Origin of the sequence: Flagellimonas algarum, assembly GCF_040513375.1 — a bacterium.
Classification (GTDB): Bacteria; Bacteroidota; Bacteroidia; order Flavobacteriales; family Flavobacteriaceae; genus Flagellimonas_B; species Flagellimonas_B algarum.
On sequence record NZ_JBEVTG010000002.1, the window covers coordinates 462,487 to 481,276 of the forward strand.

At 48.5% G+C, this 18,790-nt stretch carries 15 protein-coding genes; 3 read left to right on the forward strand and 12 right to left on the reverse strand.

The window, feature by feature from the left end; genetic code table 11:
* Position 1 precedes the first annotated feature (1 nt).
* Genes ABV409_RS09305 through ilvD form a run of 3 tightly spaced genes read right to left on the reverse strand, consistent with a single transcriptional unit; the run spans position 2 to position 4,051 of the window.
* Complete coding sequence (locus ABV409_RS09305; protein WP_353877311.1) at positions 2-580, reverse strand: O-methyltransferase; 579 nt, start codon at positions 578-580, stop codon at positions 2-4.
* A 6-nt stretch (positions 581-586) separates the two neighbouring features.
* The gene (gene ilvB, locus ABV409_RS09310; protein ID WP_353877312.1) at positions 587-2,320 is read right to left on the reverse strand and encodes a biosynthetic-type acetolactate synthase large subunit; all 1,734 of its coding nucleotides are present in this window, start codon (positions 2,318-2,320) and stop codon (positions 587-589) included.
* A 54-nt stretch (positions 2,321-2,374) separates the two neighbouring features.
* The gene (gene ilvD, locus ABV409_RS09315) at positions 2,375-4,051 is read right to left on the reverse strand and encodes a dihydroxy-acid dehydratase (protein WP_353877313.1); all 1,677 of its coding nucleotides are present in this window, start codon (positions 4,049-4,051) and stop codon (positions 2,375-2,377) included.
* 366 nt (positions 4,052-4,417) lie between these two features.
* Between ilvD and ABV409_RS09320 the strand changes: the two genes are divergently transcribed.
* Positions 4,418-5,143, forward strand: a complete 726-nt coding sequence (locus tag ABV409_RS09320; protein ID WP_353877314.1) for a nitroreductase family protein — start codon at positions 4,418-4,420, stop codon at positions 5,141-5,143.
* Here ABV409_RS09320 and ABV409_RS09325 read toward each other — a convergent pair.
* From ABV409_RS09325 to ABV409_RS09340, 4 genes are read right to left on the reverse strand one after another with little or no spacing between them, the layout of a single operon-like run.
* Entirely contained in the window at positions 5,140-5,979 is an 840-nt protein-coding gene (locus ABV409_RS09325) for a 5-oxoprolinase subunit C family protein (RefSeq protein WP_353877315.1), read from the reverse strand. The genes ABV409_RS09320 and ABV409_RS09325 overlap by 4 nt on opposite strands.
* Positions 5,972-6,703 (reverse strand): 5-oxoprolinase subunit PxpB, encoded by a 732-nt coding sequence (gene pxpB, locus ABV409_RS09330; RefSeq protein ID WP_353877316.1) that lies wholly within the window; start codon positions 6,701-6,703, stop codon positions 5,972-5,974. Before pxpB ends, ABV409_RS09325 begins: the two co-directional genes overlap by 8 nt.
* Positions 6,700-7,440, reverse strand: a complete 741-nt coding sequence (gene pxpA, locus ABV409_RS09335) for a 5-oxoprolinase subunit PxpA (RefSeq protein WP_353877317.1) — start codon at positions 7,438-7,440, stop codon at positions 6,700-6,702. The genes pxpB and pxpA overlap by 4 nt, the downstream gene beginning before the upstream one ends.
* Before the next feature lie 5 nt (positions 7,441-7,445).
* Positions 7,446-8,639 carry an Nramp family divalent metal transporter gene (locus tag ABV409_RS09340; protein WP_353877318.1) on the reverse strand — a complete coding sequence of 398 codons (1,194 nt, stop codon included), beginning with the start codon at positions 8,637-8,639 and terminating at the stop codon, positions 7,446-7,448.
* Positions 8,640-8,814: 175 nt separating this feature from the next.
* Between ABV409_RS09340 and ABV409_RS09345 the strand changes: the two genes are divergently transcribed.
* Entirely contained in the window at positions 8,815-9,258 is a 444-nt protein-coding gene (locus ABV409_RS09345) for a hypothetical protein (RefSeq protein ID WP_353877319.1), read from the forward strand.
* A gap of 63 nt (positions 9,259-9,321) precedes the next feature.
* Positions 9,322-11,493, forward strand: coding sequence for a tetratricopeptide repeat protein (locus ABV409_RS09350; RefSeq protein WP_353877320.1), 2,172 nt, complete (start codon positions 9,322-9,324; stop codon positions 11,491-11,493).
* A gap of 36 nt (positions 11,494-11,529) precedes the next feature.
* On the opposite strand, the gene ABV409_RS09355 is transcribed toward ABV409_RS09350, so the two are convergent.
* From ABV409_RS09355 to ABV409_RS09375, 5 genes are read right to left on the reverse strand one after another with little or no spacing between them, the layout of a single operon-like run.
* The gene (locus ABV409_RS09355) at positions 11,530-13,065 is read right to left on the reverse strand and encodes a YifB family Mg chelatase-like AAA ATPase (RefSeq protein ID WP_353877321.1); all 1,536 of its coding nucleotides are present in this window, start codon (positions 13,063-13,065) and stop codon (positions 11,530-11,532) included.
* Positions 13,066-13,101: 36 nt separating this feature from the next.
* Positions 13,102-14,847, reverse strand: coding sequence for a hypothetical protein (locus tag ABV409_RS09360; RefSeq protein WP_353877322.1), 1,746 nt, complete (start codon positions 14,845-14,847; stop codon positions 13,102-13,104).
* A 10-nt stretch (positions 14,848-14,857) separates the two neighbouring features.
* Positions 14,858-16,144 carry a DUF4249 domain-containing protein gene (locus ABV409_RS09365; RefSeq protein WP_353877323.1) on the reverse strand — a complete coding sequence of 429 codons (1,287 nt, stop codon included), beginning with the start codon at positions 16,142-16,144 and terminating at the stop codon, positions 14,858-14,860.
* Between the two features lie 38 nt (positions 16,145-16,182).
* On the reverse strand, positions 16,183-17,460 hold the full coding sequence (locus ABV409_RS09370) for a DUF4249 domain-containing protein (RefSeq protein ID WP_353877324.1): 1,278 nt from the start codon (positions 17,458-17,460) through the stop codon (positions 16,183-16,185).
* Between the two features lie 23 nt (positions 17,461-17,483).
* The gene (locus tag ABV409_RS09375) at positions 17,484-18,782 is read right to left on the reverse strand and encodes a DUF4249 domain-containing protein (RefSeq protein WP_353877325.1); all 1,299 of its coding nucleotides are present in this window, start codon (positions 18,780-18,782) and stop codon (positions 17,484-17,486) included.
* Positions 18,783-18,790 lie beyond the last annotated feature (8 nt).

Genomic DNA, 18,790 nt, shown 5'->3' on the forward strand with positions numbered 1-18,790 from the left:
CTTATTTTTTTACGGCGATGACCACCCCGGTCGACCAATTCATTTCGGCCAAGTCAATGTCTTCGCGTTGATTTAGATGTTGTAATAGGGCCGCCGCCTTTTTGTCATGCCCTAAAGGCCAGTTCGGCTGTTCAAGCATATCATCGATAACGTAATACCCGCCTTGCTTGATAAGGGCCAAGGTCTGGTCTAAATGACTGTACTTGCCTGGCCAGGCATCGGCGAAAACCAAATCAAAAGCCGGTCCTTGATACCTTTCGATCCAAGCAGCACCATCTTCACAGATACATTGCACGTTCGTGTAAGCTTCGAAATATGCTTTGACGATTTCGATAAGCTCCGGATCATTATCGATGGAAACCATGGTGCCAGACGTTCCCATACCGGCCACCATCCATGAAAGCGACAATCCCATACCCGTGCCAAGCTCCAAAAACCGTCCGTTGGGCTTCGACCGGACCAAAGTCCGAAGCAATCTGCCCACCCCAATATCAGAAGGCATGTCAAAGCCGATTTCATTCGACTTAACGACCAATTGGGGATACATTTCAGGCATGTTCGAAAGTTGGGAAACTTGCATGGCCATTTATTTTAACCGGATTTCGGAAACCGAAGCCCCTGAAGGGATCATCGGGAACACGTTATCTTCCTTCTCACATTTGACTTCCAAAAAGTACGGATTCGGAGAGGCCATCATTTCCTTGACCGCTGCTTCAAGATCCCCACGCTCCGAAACCCGTTTGGCCTCGATATGATAGCCTTCGGCGATTTTTACGAAATCAGGATTCGTCATGACCGTTGAGGCGTAGCGACTTTCGAAGAACAATTCTTGCCATTGACGCACCATTCCTAGGTGGTCGTTGTTAAGGACCACGATTTTGACCGCTACATTATGTTGGAAAATCACCCCTAGTTCTTGAATGGTCATTTGATAGCCCCCATCACCGATGATGGCGACGACCTCCCGTTCCGGGGCACCCATCTTGGCACCAATGGCGGCTGGAAGGGCGAAGCCCATAGTACCCAGTCCTCCTGAAGTGATATTGCTTTTACTTTGTTTGAATTTCGCATATCGGCAGGCGATCATTTGATGTTGACCGACATCGGTAACGATCACCGCTTTATGGGCCGAAGCCTTGTTGATCTCCTCAACCACTTCACCCATAGTTAACCCGGGTTTTGTCGGGTGCAGGTCGTTTTTGATCACAGTATCGAACTCTTCTTCATATTTCTTATCGAATTCGGCCCGCCATGCCTCATGGGAATTCTCATTGACCATGGGCAACAAAAGTCCGAGGGTTTTCTTTGCATCCCCAAGAACCGCGACATCGACTGTGACGTTCTTATTGATTTCCGCAGGATCGATTTCAAAATGCACGATTTTGGCTTGTTTCGCATAGGTGTCCAAGCTTCCGGTGACCCGGTCATCGAAACGCATGCCGATGGCAAGTAACAAATCACATTCGTTGGTCAGTACATTCGGGCCGTAGTTACCATGCATGCCGACCATGCCCACATTCAATGGGTGGTCCGTATCCATGGCTGAAAGTCCGAGGATCGTCCAGGCTGCGGGTATGCCGGTCTTTTCGACCAAGGCTTTCAATTCCGCTTCGGCCTCGCCCAAAATGACACCTTGCCCGAAAACGATATACGGTTTCTTTGCCTTGTTGATCAACTCGGCCGCAGCTGCGATGGCATCGGTATCCGGTGCTGGTACCGCTTGATAACTGCGCACCCCGACACATTTTTCATATGAAAAATCCAACTCATCGAACTGGGCATTTTTGGTGATGTCGATCAGTACGGGACCCGGCCTACCCGATTTGGCGATGTAAAAGGCCTTCGCCATGATCTCAGGTATTTCGGAGGCTTTGGTGATTTGGTAATTCCATTTCGTAACCGGTGTCGATATTCCGACAATATCGGTTTCTTGAAACGCATCGGAGCCCAACAGGTGTCTCGGCACCTGACCGGTGATACAGACCATGGGTGTCGAATCGATTTGTGCATCGGCCAGGCCGGTGACCAAATTCGTTGCCCCGGGCCCTGAGGTCGCCATGGCCACTCCGACCTTCCCGCTTACACGGGCATAGCCCTGAGCGGCATGGGTCGCCCCCTGCTCGTGCCTTGTCAGGATATGGGTCAGTTTGTCTTGGAATTTATAAAGTTCGTCATAGACCGGCATGATCGCTCCACCGGGGTACCCGTAAATCAGGTCGACCCCTTCTTCCAATAAGCAATGGATGATGGCCTCCGCACCGCTTATGCGAATGCTCTTTACGGATTCTTGCGTTTTCTTCGCTGCTTTTAGCGTTTCCATAGGTTTCAATTTTTAACCAATCGCACTTCTATTTTTTGGCTTACCAAACGGTCTTTACAGTTCATCGGTCACACATCCCTTTGATGCAGACGAAACCATTTTGGCATATTTATACAGGCTTCCCCGTTTCACTTTCAATGCTGGGGCGGTCCAGTTCTTTTTTCGTTCTTCCAATTCCGCATCCGAAAGGGCAACGGATATGGTGTTTTTTTCGGCATCGATGGTTACCAGGTCCCCGTCTTGCAGCAATGCAATGGCACCACCATCTTGGGCCTCGGGCGCGATATGCCCCACCACGAATCCATGCGTCCCACCGGAAAAGCGACCATCGGTGATCAATGCGACTTCTTTGCCGAGTCCTGCTCCCATAATCGCTGCAGTGGGCTTTAACATTTCAGGCATGCCAGGACCTCCTTTCGGACCCTCATAGCGTATCACCACGACATCCCCTTTGTTGACTTCCCCGTTCTTAATGCCATCATTGGCTTCGAATTCACCGTTGAACACCTTTGCAGGACCTGAAAAATACACGCCTTCCTTTCCTGTAATCTTGGCTACGGCTCCTTCTGCCGCAAGGTTTCCGTACAGAATCCGAATGTGGCCCGTCGCTTTGATGGGATCATCCAAATCATGAACGACCGCCTGTCCTTCGGTCAAGGAAGGTACTTCAGCTAGGTTTTCCGCCACCGTCTTGCCAGTGACCGTCATACAGTCGCCATGCAACATGCCCTTTTCCAACATGAACTTCATCACCGCGGGAATACCTCCCACCCGATGCACATCCTCCATCAAAAACTTCCCACTGGGTTTTAAATCGGCCAAAAATGGCGTAGTATCACTAATACGTTGAAAATCATCTAAACCGAATTCGATATCGGCTGCTTTGGCAATGGCCAGAAAATGTAAGACCGCATTGGTCGAACCGCCTAAGACCGTGATCAAGCGCACTGCGTTTTCCAAAGACTTCTTGGTAATGATATCGGAAGGCTTGATGTCCTTTTCCAACAATTGTCTTAACGCACGCCCTGATGCTATACAATCTTCTTTCTTTTCACTTCCTGTAGCGGGATTTGAGGAGTTGTAAGGCATGGCCATACCGAGTGCCTCAATGGCCGAGGCCATGGTATTCGCCGTATACATACCCCCACAGGCTCCAGCTCCTGGACAAGCATTCTGGATGACCTGCTTGTATTCCTTTTCATTCATGGTACCCGCCACTTTCTCTCCCCAGGCTTCAAAGGCAGAAACGACATCGAGCTTACGATCGTTAAGGCAACCGGAAGCGATAGTACCCCCGTAGACCAAAATGGAAGGACGGTTCAATCGGATCATCGCCATCAAAGCCCCTGGCATGTTCTTATCACAGCCTACCACGGTTATCAACCCATCATAGTTCATCGCCTGAACGACCGTCTCCATGGAGTCGGCAATGATATCACGGGAAGGCAACGAATAGCGCATTCCGTAAGTCCCCATTGAAATTCCGTCGCTAACCCCGATCGTATTAAAGATCAATCCCACCAAATCGGTTTCTTGGATCCCCTGTTTGACATGGGTCGACAAGGTATTCAAATGCATGTTGCATGGGTTGCCCTCATAGCCGGTACTCCCGACACCGATGAGCGGTTTGCTCAAATCCTCCTCACTTAAACCGATCGCATGCAACATGGCCTGCGCAGCGGGCTGGGTGGGGTCTTGGGTAACATTTTTACTGTATTTGTTCAATTCCATTAAAAATCACTTTCCGATTGCCAAAAAAGCTTGAAATTCCTTTAACATTCAAAGATATATGTTTCCAATACCTTAGAATTTTAACATAAAATCGCACTTTAGGCTCATTTGATACATTAGGTTTGCAACTCCTTGTTTCACAGGGTTTTAAATTAAAAATATTACCATATTCAATTCTTAATCCAACCAAAGAAAAAGGCCTGTATCAGTGATGATACAGGCCTTTTTCGATTCACGTCACGGTCCGTATCATTCCCGGAAGGGAACAATAATCACCACGTCGATAATCAGTTTGCCGTTTCGCATACACAATAGTACTAAAGAAAAACCAAATGGCCAATAGGGCAATGCGTATCTTTGGCGCTTATGGAAAAAACAGTTACCGAAGCCATTCGATACCGACGTTCGGTCCGGATATTCAAAGACATGGCGCTCGACACCCAAAAAGTCAAAGCTTGTTTAGAAAACGCTGCCTTGGCACCGACCAGCAGCAATTTGCAACTTTGGGAATTTTATCATGTGACCGATCCTGTCAAGTTGAAACAACTCACCAAGGCCTGCTTGGGACAAAATGCCGCGAAATACGCCAATCAAATGGTGGTGGTCGTTGCCCGAAAAGACCTATGGAGAAAACGGGCCAAAGCCAATATTTCCTTCTTCAAATCGAATTTAGGTGACAAGCCGCGAAGTGCCTATACCCGACGCGAAAAGTTCGCCTTGTCCTATTATGAGAAATTGATCCCTACGGTATACACGGATTTTTTAGGGATTTTGGGATGGATCCGGTTCTTGGTCTTTCAAGTCATCGGTCTTTTTAAACCCATCTATCGACAGGTCAGGAATTCGGACATGCGAATCGTCGCCCATAAGAGTGCCGGCCTTGCCGCTCAAAATTTCATGGTGAGCATGGCCGCCATCGGCTACGATACCTGTCCGATGGAAGGAAGTGACACCTTATTGGTCAAGCGAGCCTTGGGGCTCGGCCATGGAGCGGAAATCAATATGGTTATTGGTTGTGGTGTCCGTGATGAAAATGGGGTTTACGGTCCTCGGTTCAGGGTACCCTTCGAAGAGGTCTATCACCCGGTCTAAGAGTGAACAAAACGGATTGCATCGCCGAATTTCTTTTGGGCCAATAGGCAAATAGCCTCCTCCGACAATTGCAAAATACGCGGATAACCCCCGGTGGTCTGGCCATCTTTCATCAAGATGATGATCTTTCCTGACGGGGTCAGCTGTACCGTTCCCGGCAGGGTTGCCGAAGTCAGCATGCTCATGGTATGGGGGCCTATGGTTTCATTCAATTGATAGGCCATGCGGTTGTTCTCTTTCGATATCGTAAAGACATCGTTGTAAAGCTTCTCCAATTGCGCAGCATCCAACAAGCCATATTCAGGCCCTGGTTGCACCTGAAGTCCGTCCGCACTGAAATTCGATTTGGCTTTCAACTCCGTGATCTTCGGTTCAAAATCGGTGCTTGGACCATAATCGATTTCCGTCTGATCCGCAATACACTTCGATTTGGTCAAGGGTGCATATTGAGATCGGCTGCCCAATATCTTTTCCCCGAGCAATCCTCCCTTTACTGCCAAATATCCCCGGAATCCTTTTTCCAACCTCCCGTAAGACAAGATATCTCCAGCCGTAATGCGGTATACTTTATAGTTTTCAATAGGTTCGTTGTTCAAGGTTGCCGATAAGGCAGCTCCACCAAGGCAAATATGAGTGGGTTCTTCAAAAACCAAGGTCGGGCCGGTCATGGTGATTTCGAGACCTGCCGCGTCTGCCGGATTCTCCAACAACGAATTCGCCCTAATCAACGACTGGGTATCCATGGCGCCCGATACAGGCACCCCTTTGTCGCGCAGACCAAAGCGCCCTTCGTCTTGAACGGTCGTATAAAAACCAGATTTCAACACTTTAAGCATCCAGTTCCGTTTTTTTGAATTTATAGACCCCGACTTCGGCTTCGATTTTGTGTAATTCGTATTCGGCCCGTGGTATGGCAACGAATTTTATCTTGTCACCAACATCGACGAAACAGGGATCTTCTGCCTCTTGATTGAAAATCGGAATCGGGCAGCTTCCAATGATGTTCCAACCACCAGGGGAATCTTGAGGGTATATGCCCGTTTGTTTGCCTGCCAAACCAACGGCCCCTTTGGGCACATGCAAGCGTGGTGTCTGCTTTCGTTGGGTCTCCAATGATTTCGGCAGACCACCCAAATACATAAAGCCCGGCAAAAATCCGATGCCGAATACGGTGTATTCGTAACTGCAATGCCGTTCGATCAATTCGCCGACACTGCATTGCAACTGCTTGGCCACTTCTTCGATATCAAGGCCGAATTCCGAATCATAGCATACCGGCAGCTTCCAGAGGCTACGGGAGGTCGTCAATGCCTGCTCCATTTCTTGGTACATCACCGACAATTCGGTTTCCCATTGTTTGAAATCGAAATCGACCTTCCTTCCGATCAATGCCAGCGAGTTGTACGAGGCCACGTATTCAAAACGTGGGCCATAGGTGTTTTGCAGCACTTCCTTGAAGGATAGAATATCATCAAGGATGTTGACATCGACCTCATTGGGCCATTCCAATAACAGGGTGTGGTTGCCGAAAGGCTTGATTGTAATGGGGTACTTTTTCACTTTTCGATGCTTAGCCCATGAGTGGGTAAGGTGTTCGAAAGATACACCAATATTTCCAATGCCGTAGGGGTATCGCCATGAATACAAAAGGTATCGGCCCGAATTGCCAATTCAGTGCCCGCAATGGTCATTACCCTTCCATTTTTAGCCATGCGTACCATATGATCCAAGGCATTTCTTGGATCTTGAATCAAGGCGTTGGCTTTTTGGCGCGAAACCAGTTGTCCTTGGGCGGTATAGTTTCGATCGGCAAACACCTCATACGCCACCGTGACACCGTGTGATCCGCCTATTTCAGCTAGCACCGAACCATAAGGTGCATAAAGTTTGACCCCATTTTTAAAAAAGGGACGAAGCGCCCGTAAATAGATCTCTGATAGTTCGCGATCGATGGCCATCGTATTGTATAAGGCCCCATGTGCTTTGATATGGTGCAATGGAATGTTTTCTTCGGAAAGTATTCGTGTAAAGGAATTCATCTGCTGTTGCAGGCTTTCGGTCAGCTCCTTTTCGGTGAGCTCCATCTGCTTTCTTCCAAAGTTTTCCTTATCAGGATACCCCGGATGTGCCCCGACCTTAACTTGATGTACTTTTGCCAAGCGGGCAATATCACGCATGCTCTGTTCGTCACCGGCATGCCCGCCACAAGCGATATTGCAGGAACTGATCAATGGGAACAGATCGGCCTCATTGCCGACACCTTCCCCTACATCACAATTGATATCCATATATTCCATATGTATTAGAATGCCCCGAGCACCTTCATGATGGTCCGCGCCCCTAGAAAGAGGACGAATAGTACAATCAATCCACCGATCAGGTTTTGAAGCTTCGTATTTCCATAACCTTTCATGACCCCCGCTTTGTTCACCACAACGAGTAATAAGATGGCTACGACCGGCAAGAGGGTCCCGTTCGCGATTTGTGCCATTTTGATGATCTCAATCGGTTTGAAATCGAATGATAGCGAAAATAATCCGGCGAACAAGACCAGCATCCATACCGCGCGAAATCGCCAATCCTTGATGCTGGCTTTCCATCCAAAACAACTGTTGGCCACATAGGCGGCCGCAAGTGGTGCCGTTATGGCCGAGGTGATACCGGCCGCGAATAGTCCAATCCCCATAAAATACCTTGAAGAACTTCCGAAAAGGGGTTCCAAGGCTTTGGCGAGGTCAAGGGCCGAATTCACTTCGGTAGCGGGAATCGCCGCAGCGGCGATGATGATCGCCATGGAAACCACGCCCCCCAAAGCGATGGAAATCAAGGTGTCCCAAAGGGCGTATTTCAAATCAGAGGTCTTCTCCCATTTTTCATTGACCAAAGCCGCATGTAAAAACAAGTTGTACGGTACTACCGTGGTGCCGACCAGGGCGATTACGGTCAGTAGGTTGGCATCGGTGATCTTCGGTAGGAACATCCCTTCGATCATGGCCATGAGCTCTGGCCCCGTTAAGACCGCGGTAATCAGAAACGCCAAACTCATCAAGCCTACCAAAGCAACGAAAACCCGTTCTAGGAGTTTATAGGAACCTATAAACAACAACGCAAAAGCAATGGCCGTGATCACCCATGGGAAATACGCGGTATGTCGTTCGCCCAATAGGGCTTGTAAACCCAGCGTGCCCCCTCCGATATTGCCGCCTTCATAGGCAATATTGCCACCTACTATGGCCAGCAAAACAACAGCGAGTATGAGCATGCGTACCGCCTTATTATTGAATTGCCCGCGCATCACCTCGGCCAAGCCCTGCTTCGCCACGATCCCGACCCGCGACGCCATTTCTTGGAGCACCATGGTCGCCAAGATGGATAGGATCATGGCCCATAATAAGGAGTAGCCGAACCCTACCCCGGCCAAGGTACATGCAGTGACCGTTCCTGGGCCGATAAAAGCGGCCGCTACCAAAATTCCAGGTCCTAGTTTCTTGAACATCTTATTTTTTTCACCACAAAAAATAACACTTTCCCAACAATGCGATTTGCATTTCGTCTAAAAAAGTGCATTTCATCTAAAAGTGGGGTGCCGTTCATCGAATGCGCATACGATTTGAATTTTACGCCAGTTATAATAGTCCCAAATCTTAGAATAGACCAAACTTAACTGATTAATGACGTGTAAAGACTGCGAAAAGCATATTGGCAAAGAGGAAAACGAACACTCCAAATCGACCTTAGGCGTTCCGTTGTGTGAACGGCACACCAAACTCATCAAGAAAGTCATTTTGGAGAACGGTACCTCTCTCGAGACCATTCAACTATACTACGCCCTCAAAGAAGCCGGGGCCAACCCCATGCTCGAATGGTGGGATGGCACCAAATCGATCGATATCGCCATATCAAGGGTGAAATTGAACATCGAAATCGACACCGAATACCAAATGATCACCCACGAACAGGCGATCCTTGATCTTGAAGAGGCGATGCATTCATTCAAGAACGGTTTTACGACGATCCGAATTCCGCATATCGTGGTGAAGTATTACCTGAACGATACCGTAAAAAACATCCTCGGAATCATTCAAGGCCTTAAAGCCAACTTAAAAGTGATCTAACATCCTTATCACGAATTCCATTTATTAGTATCTTTCGACCAGAACAAAAAATGCCTCTGGTCTATGGATAAGAATAAGGCCCTCTCCAAAAAATGGTGGAAGGTGGCGCAATACTTGGCTGGGTATCTAGTCGCCGCGTGGACCTTCTTACAATTTTTGGAGTGGATTTTGAACCGCTATCAAATCTCACCCCATTGGGTCGATATCTTTTTGTGGTTCTTCGTAGGCATTATCCCTTCCTTGATCATTTACCTTTTTCACCAAGATCGGATCAACCAGCGGATTTTGAAATTGCGGGAGAAAATCATTTTCCCCATCAATGTCATTTTGGTATTCATCGGCCTATACTTCGGTTTCGGCACCACCGACCTAGGGGCCACAACCAAAGAAATCGCCTATGTCGATGCCCTAGGTGAAATGAACCAGACTACCATTACCAAAGAAGAGTTCAGGACCGAGGTCCCTATCTACAATTTCCAACAGCTGAACGAGAACGACGAGCTCAAATGGATGGGCGAAGGCATCTCGGAATTGCTCTACTACGATTTACTACAAGACAAGAACATCACCCCTAGCTTGAATTGGGCACGCAGCACGGCCGATAAGGTGTTGGAGGCCAGTGTTGCCGCCTCGATCTATGTTGATGGCACCTATGAAAAAAACGGGGATACCTATACCATTGAAACCAAAATAAGAAATAGCAAAAACGGCAATATCAAAGAAAGCCAAACCTTTACCGGCGAAGATTTCTTAGATCTGATCGATGAGGTCAGCGTTTATGTCAGGGGGGCGATCGCCCTTCCTGAAGGGGACCGGATGCAGTACTTGGATCTTAGTATCAAAGAATTCGTGAGCACTTCCTTACCGGCCATCAAAAATTTCGTGTATTCCAATTTTGAGGAAGCCATTGCCCAAGATAGTACCTTCGCCCTAGCCTACCTTAAAAATTCACGGAGGGACATTCGTTACAGTCGTGGAAAAATCGATGAGCAGGCCTTGGCCGATAAGGCCTATCAATACCGCGAGCGTCTGCCGTACGACCTTCGCATGGAAGCCATGGCCAATAAGTATTTGGCATACAATCAATTTGATAAGGCGAAAGAATTGGTCGAGATGCAATTGGAAATCTCCCCCCAAAACCAATCGTTGAACAACATCCTTTACGGTATTTATGGAGAGACCAAGGATGCCCAAAGTTTTTATGACACCGCACTGAAACGATTTAGCGCTTCAAAAAGCTTCTACAATATCGAAAACATCGCCGACGCCACCCTAGTCATCGGGGACTATGACGATTACCTCAGGATGGTCAATTTGTACATCAAGTTGAATCCAGGTAACAATTTCATTTTCCCGTTTTCCTTACCCCCGTTGATTTTAAAGGGGGATGAAAAGGCCGCGCGCAACACGTACGATAAGGTACGCTTGGTGCATCCGAACCAAGACAATATCAACAAAGCGTTTGAACCCGCCATTGATTTTATGGCCAAGGGAAAGGTCGACCAAGATTATTTGAATTCATTTGTCGGGGTGTACCGTTCCCATCAAAGTGAGGCCACCGTAGACCTTTGGGTAGACGATGATCGTTTGTTGAATTATTATTCGAATCAAAAGATCCGGATCATGATGCCTTCGGGCGATGCCGAAATGGTCATTGGGGAACCCAACCAATACAGCGCCTTTTACAGCTTTAAAAAAGACGATTCCGGCGAATTTTATTGTGCGAAGGTCGACGAGAACTACGATAATACCACCATTCCCTATTGGATTTGGAAATTAGACGACACCATTATCGAAGCCGAGGAATTGTTACAGCAAGGCGATTATGAAAAAGCCGAGCTTGCCTATGATGCCGCGATTAACGCAAACCCGAACCACTATTATTTGAAATATGCCCTACAGCATATCCAATATGTAAAGGACAAGGATTCGACCCAGCTGATCGAGCAATACAACAAGGTAGTCGGCACCTATTCGAAAGAAGGGGTCGAAAACACCCGAAAGCTCTTCGTCAAGGACGGCAAGCTGATGTACAAGCGTTCGGGAATTCCCAGTAAGCAGCTTTTCCCTATTTCTGAAAATCGGTATTTGACCTTATCATCGTACCGTTTGCATTTCGAATTCGAGTTTGAAGGGGATGAGGCCGTGGCGAGTTTTTCGTGGGTGTACGATCCTGAAAAAGGGGAATGGGAAAACTATGGGGCCGAATTGAACTACCTCTACAAAGAGCGTTAGTCGGTCAGTACCTGTTTTTTGTTTGGTTTTATGAAATCACCCCATCCAGCCTTCCCGATCGAGACTGCGGTATTGGATGGCTTCCGCGATATGTCGGTTTTTTATGTGGTGCTCGGCCTCCAGATCAGCAATGGTGCGTGCCACCTTTAGGATCCGGTCATAGGCCCTGGCAGACAGTCCCAGACGATCCATTGCTTGTTTAAGGAGTTGTTTGCCCGCAGCTTCCAACCCACAATAGGTCCGTAATTGTTTGCTGTTCATTTGGGCATTGTAGTGGATATGCTCCAATGATCCGAACCGATCATGCTGTATGTTGCGTGCTGCCATAACCCGTTTTCGAATTTCATGGCTGGTCTCCCCTTTTCGCGATTCGGACAGCTTTTCAAAAGGCACAGGGGTGACCTCGATATGCAGATCGATCCTGTCAAGCAGCGGACCCGAAATGCGCGAAAGATAGCGGTGCATCGCTAATGAAGACGCCGCATTGGCCTTATCCGGCTCATGAAAGTACCCACTGGGACTCGGGTTCATGCTGGCAACCAACATAAAACTACTGGGGTAGGTTACGGTGAATTTGGCTCTTGAAATGGTAACTTCCCGATCTTCTAGGGGTTGTCGCATGACTTCCAAGACCTTGCGTTCGAATTCCGGAAGCTCATCGAGGAACAGCACCCCATTATGGGCCAGGGAAATCTCACCGGGCTGTGGATAACTACCCCCTCCTACCAAGGCGACCGCACTACTGGTGTGGTGGGGATTTCGGAAAGGCCGCTCCCCTAGCAAGCCGGAATTCTTGACCTTGCCGACCACACTATGGATTTTCGTCGTTTCCAAAGCTTCTTGCAAGCTCATGGGTGGTAAGATGGAAGGCATGCGCTTTGCCAACATGGTCTTACCAGCCCCTGGTGGTCCGATCAGTAGTATGTTATGTCCGCCGGCTGCAGCGATCTCCATACAACGTTTGATTCCCTCCTGCCCTTTGACATCTGCGAAATCCAAATCGGTTTGCGGGTTACTCCCCCCTGTTTGAATCCCTTCCCATGGCTGTTCTTGGCGCAACCCTTGACCACTTTCAAAAAATTCAATGACCGATGCGATGTTATCGGCGCCATATACGTTCAACCCCTGCACCACAGCAGCCTCCTTTGCATTGGATGCTGGAAGGATAAAGCCTTTAAACCCTTCTGATTTGGCTTGGACAGCAATAGGCAACGCGCCTTTGACGGGCTGCAAGGTGCCGTCTAAGGATAATTCACCCATGATTACATAATCGGCGATATCTGGAGCGCGAATTTGTTCGGAGGCCGATAAGATTCCCAAAGCCAAAGTAAGGTCGTAGGCAGAACCTTCCTTGCGCAAGTCTGCCGGCGCCATGTTGATAGTGATTTTCTTGCCGGGAATGCGGTATCCGTTATTGGCCAGCGCCGCGGCAATGCGGAAGTTACTTTCCTTGATGGCATTATCGGGCAAACCGACCAAATGGTAGCCGATTCCTTTGTCGACATTGACCTCAACCACAATGGTAGTGGCCTCCACGCCGAAAACAGCGCTGCCATGCACTTTGGTGAGCATACCTTCTTTTTATGCCCAAATGTAGGTGTGGGTACTCTAATTAACTGCGATGGTTTTGCGCAACGACACCGGCTTGCCATACGAGGTAAAGCCTTCCAAAATGATTTCGAACTCACCCGAAACGTCAGACGTGAAGAACTCGAATTGCAATTCGGTGCCATCCAAATTCACGAAAGGCTCCCAGAGCAACACATTGCGGTAATCCGGTATATTTGATTCGCTACCGTCAACCGTATTGAATTGCTGCCTGAAATAGTTCTTGCGCGGCATAGGCAATTCCAATGCGCTCGAAACGGAGTTCTTGTTGGTATAAGTCTCGTAAAAATCACCGTCAAACGTCTCGATGGCCACCAAACCTTGGTAGGGCGTCGAACCTAAGGCCAATTCATCGCGCAACACCTTAATGGTCTTGATATTGCGGGCATCGAATTCCTTGATCGATTCGTGGTTCGGGATAAAGACCCCGTCGATCAATACGATGGCCTGGTAATCGTTATAGGGTTCGTTGAATTTTTCGAATTCCTGGGCTACCCGAATATAGTCGTTGCCCTTGCCCCCATTGCGATAACCGACGGTGTTCAAGATTTCGATCAAGGTTTCTTCCAAGGTCGGAAAACGGGTATACTCATCGAGTACGAAGACTTCGGGAATACCGCCGTCAAAGACATCGATCTCTTCTTTGGGCAAGATGGAATCGGGCTTGACACTAAAGAAGCCGTTTTCGATTTGATTGTACACGCTGCGTTGTCGAATGGCGTCACCTTGGTTTTCGTCCAATAGAAAGGATCCGAACTCCAGTTGGGAAAAATCAAGGCCTTTTTGTTTTTTGAGATCGACCGTATAGTCCCCCTCTTCGAGTACCTGAACGATGCTACTGGGGTTTTTATAGTCTTTTCGGATATAGGTGTAAAAATGTCCGGTCTCGTCGGTGATCGCACTTTTCAACAAATGCTCTTTACCGGGGATCGAGACGATTACGGTCTTATCAACCGCTGCATTACCGGCTGCATCGGTCAATTGTCCAAAAAACAGTTCCCCCCGTTGTTCCGGTAAGAAAATCGCATCGCCCACGCCTTGCTTGATCGTTTTATCCGCATTGAGATAGGCGTTGGCATAGGTAGCCGCCGACATGTTCGGCCGCTCCCCCAATCCATCTTTTTTCCGGACCAAAATGGAATAATTGCCATGACCGAGATTGCCTTTGTAATTTCTTAATTGCAAGGTGGCTTTGGTACGGTTCGACAACGTCGATTGCCCCAACTGTACCTCAAGGAGGTCTTGACCCGAAGGCTCGAAAGCGGGTACAGCCTGACTGGCTGCCTCGGCTTGTTCGGGCAATAAGGCCGATTGATCGACCATATATGGATTGATAATGGTCACATCGTCTTGGAACAGCTGATCCACCCCTCCGTTCTTCATCCATTGGGTATAGGCCACTAATTTGTAATTACCGGAAGGCACTGTGGTATTCACGAAAAAATCACCGGTACCCATCCCCTTTTCCAATTTGATCTTGTGCTCGAACACCACTTGCCCTTGGCTATCGATCAAGTTGACATAGGCCATGGAACTGATGCGGCTCAAACGATTGGTCTGGGTGTTTTGGCAATAGATTTTGTAATAGAGGTATTCGCCCGAAAAGATCACCGGAGCGGAATGATGCACATATACCTTTTCTTGGGCGACCTTGCGCAAGTTCAATAATTCGCTTCCATCTTTGACCGTGTATTGGGCGTGGGCCCACAGGGTACATAGCATTGCGACAAAAAGTACTTTCTTCATATGACTTAAATTATTCCACCCAAAAATCAGGTACTACATTACTTCCTATAACCGTACAATCCCCGCAAATACGCGGTGTAACGAAATACGGGCCTTGGCATATGGCCGGATTGTCGTTTTCGCTGACATATTCGATCAACCCCAATTTGATACGTTCGACCAGCGGTTGGGCGCAGCCCCCGTTCGGCGGAATTTCACCGTCCAATTCAGGGTCGAGTAATACTGGGCTCAACAGCCGGTCGCAATTGAATTCGGTATCGAAAAAAGGGGGTAACGGTTCGTTGGGATAAAAATCGGTATAGTTGAAAAACAAACGTTGTGAACTTTCGGAAACCACTTCGAACAGACCGATGACATCGTCAGTACCGGTGGTATTGGTGACATTGCCCTCTATTTTTCCGGGTTGCACCTGACTGAACAGACTTTCACTACTTGAAAAGTTGGCCAAGCGCTCGTAAAAGCCAAAGGCTTCTTGCGACAAGACCGACTGCTTCACCAAAATGCTGTACCGATGTGCGATAATGGGATTGTCGTTCGCCAAAAACCGCACGCGGTTCCTTTCGATCGTATTGCCCTCCAACAGTTCGGTCTCGTTCAGCAACAAAGTGGTCGACAGATCGGTGCGAAAACACACCCGCTCTTCCTGTGCCCTCGGTACGGTGGTCACCACTGGGGGTATGCCAATCGCCGGATTGCCCTCACTGATGATCTCGAACTCCAAGGGCGTCCAATTCGGGGCAATGATCTTGTAGGTTTCCTCGTAGGAATATCGGATTTGGGTATTCTCGTTGGCGTCGGTGGTCGCATCGATAAAGATGCCGATACCTTCTTGACCGCTGCCGTTGACCACCCTTTCGGCATATACCCGGTCGATCCGGGCCGTTTGGGTCTGGGCTTCGGTAGCCGCATTGTATCGTTCCCCATCATCGGTGGTCACCTGCAATTCATACGAACTGCCTGCCAAAGCCGCAAAAGGCTGTAAAGAGGCGTAACTGCCCGGTTCGACTTCTTGGAACCGGTACATCCGACCCGTGGCATCCGTTATTTCAACTATGGCATTCGATTCCACATCGGTTCCTAAACCATTTTCAACAATAAAAGGGGTATTGGCACTGAACAAGGCATCTTCAGCAACGTTTACGGTACTATCACTTTCAATTTGCAACATCCTACTGATGAATACCCATTGGGTCTCGACATTGTCGGTAATCGATGCTTCGACGACCAAGGTCCCAACGGACGAATCGCCCACTTCATCGCCGGAGCTCAAGTTCGCCGGCTCAACACAGGCCGACATACATAAGCAATAGCAAATACTATGAAGCATCGTTTTTTTCATTCGACCCAAAATTCAGGAACAACATTACTCCCCAATTGGGTACAATCACCACAGACCGTTGCCACATAGGTATACGGCCCTGGGCAGGTCCCGATATTATCCGAATTCACTCCCACATAGGCGATCAGGTCAAGGTTGACCCGTTCGATGATGGATTGCGGACAAGGATTTCCTCCTGTAGGACCGCTAAAACAAAAAGAAATATGCGATTCCGGCGAGGAGTGCAGTCCACAATTGAACGGAAATGGTGGAATTTCCTCCGTCGGATAAAAGTCGGTGTAATTGAAAAACATGCGCCGCTTGGCGACGGACACTACATCGAAAAAGCCGATAACGGCCCCTTGCCGTCCATTTTCAGCAAATAGGTTGCCCTCTAAGAATCCGGGTTGGACTTGTGAAAAAACACTCCCTGTCTGACTGAAATTATTGAGCTGTTCGTAAAAGGCGTAAGAGGCTACCCCGGCCACCCGCTGCTGCACTTCAATGCTATAGCGGTGCGAGATGATAAAATCGTCGTTGGGGATGAACCGTACCATGAACTTTCTAGGCCCTGACTGTGACGTGATCGTCTCCGTTTGGATGATGGTATTCGAGGGATCCGTACGGTAGCAGACCTGCTGTTCCTCTTCACGTTCTACGATTTCGAGGTCATACGTAGGTTCTGGCAAGGCACAAGGATCGTAATTGGTCAATCGAAACTCAAAAGGGGTCCATTCAGGGGCGATGATCTTGTAGGTCTCATCGTAGGTATATCGAAAATTATTGGATTCCCCTTCCATAACGGAGCCGTCAATGAATATCCCGATGCCATCTACACCCTCATCGTTGGTCATGCGTTCAGCGTAAACGTCATCCAAGGAAGCCATACCCTCTATCGCCATAGCTTCCGAAGCGTAGCGGGTACCGTTACTCCGCACCACGTTCAATTGATACGTATTACCCATGGTAGCACCATAGGCGACATTGGATTCATAGATACCGGGTTCGGTCTCAACGTAATCGAATACATTGCCGTTGCCATCGGTCACCGAAACATTCGCATTTTCTTCGTAATTCACAAAATCACGCTGCATATCACGCACCGGAATAAAAGGGTTGAACACCGAGTCCAATTGCAGGTCGATCAGGGTGTCGATCTTGCTCAACACGACCCGATGTCTTTTCACCTCATCGGACAAGGTCGATTCCACGATCAGGATATCCAAAGGGTCGTTGCCCATCCCGATATCCAAATCCACTTCATCGATACAACTTGCCAGGGCAATGGTGCCCAAAAAAATTACGAATGCTTTTTTTATCACGGCTCTTCAATCCAAAATTCAGGGACCACATTGCTACCGAACTCACGGCAGTCAACGCATCCCAATGCCTTGACCAAATACGGTGCCCTATCGAGCTCTCCGTCTTCGTCAACGTTTAAATAATTCTCATTTACGCCTACAAATCCGATAAGTCCGGCGATGATCCCATCCAACAACGGACTGTTCGAGGTACCGTCTATCACCAATTTGCCATCGATTTCGGTAACATGGAACCCTTCGGGATATAAAGGTGGCTTCCCGATGAACTCACAATTGATCGCGTATGGTGGTAAGGGTTCTCCAGGAAAGAGGTCTTCATAATCGAAGAACATCCGCTTTTCACTGTACGCACTCAATTCGAAATAGCCGATGACCAAGCCTTCGGAATTCGAGGCTGAAATATTGCCTTCCAATAAACCGGTCTGCACGTTACTGAAAATGCTTTCTGAACTCGAAAAGCTCAGCATGGTGTTGAAAAACGATGCAGCGTCGGCCGAATGGTGGTATTGTTTGACCAAGATGCTGTAGCGATGCGATATGAAATAATTCTCCCTTCCCAAAAACCGGACTTCAAAATCTTGCAGGCCATTGCTGCTGAGGTCTTCGGTAGAAGCCAAGATCAGATCGATGGAACGGTTGTTGCCAAAGCAGGTCCTTGCCTCCTCGCCACGCGGGGCGACGGTAGCTTCCCATCCATCATCATCTTCGCAGAAATAGTCGTAATCGACTTCATCCCAATCGAAGGGATTGAAATCAGGTGCGATGATCTTAAATGTTTCATCGTATTCATAGCGAAAGTATGTCGGCGTACCCGAACTCGAGTCGTTATCCAACAAAATGGAAACCCCTTCAGTACCCGTACCACTGGTTCTGCGCTCAGCGTGCATATCGCCGATCGTTACCGGTGCCGGCATGCGTTCGGATCTCGATTCAAAACGGGCGCCTTCACTGGTCACGATTTCCAATCGGTATTCGCGATCAGGCAGCATTTGCATCACGGCGTTCGAGCGGTACTGCCCCGGTGCGGCTTCACTAAAACCAAAGGAGGCCCCTGCATCATCAAAAACGGTTACCTGGGCATTGCGCACAGGACTGGGATCGGTCTCTTCGAAACTGAAGGTACGTGAAAGCCAAATGGTCTGTTGGGCCACCTGGTCGTTTAAACGGGCATCGACTACCAATGCGCCTTCAAAATTCACGATTTCCGCATCGAACTCCTCGATGCACCCCATCAAGACCACTACCCCCAGTGCGGTCAACCACTTGATTTTTCTTCGTAATAATTCTCTTTTCATTTCTTAGC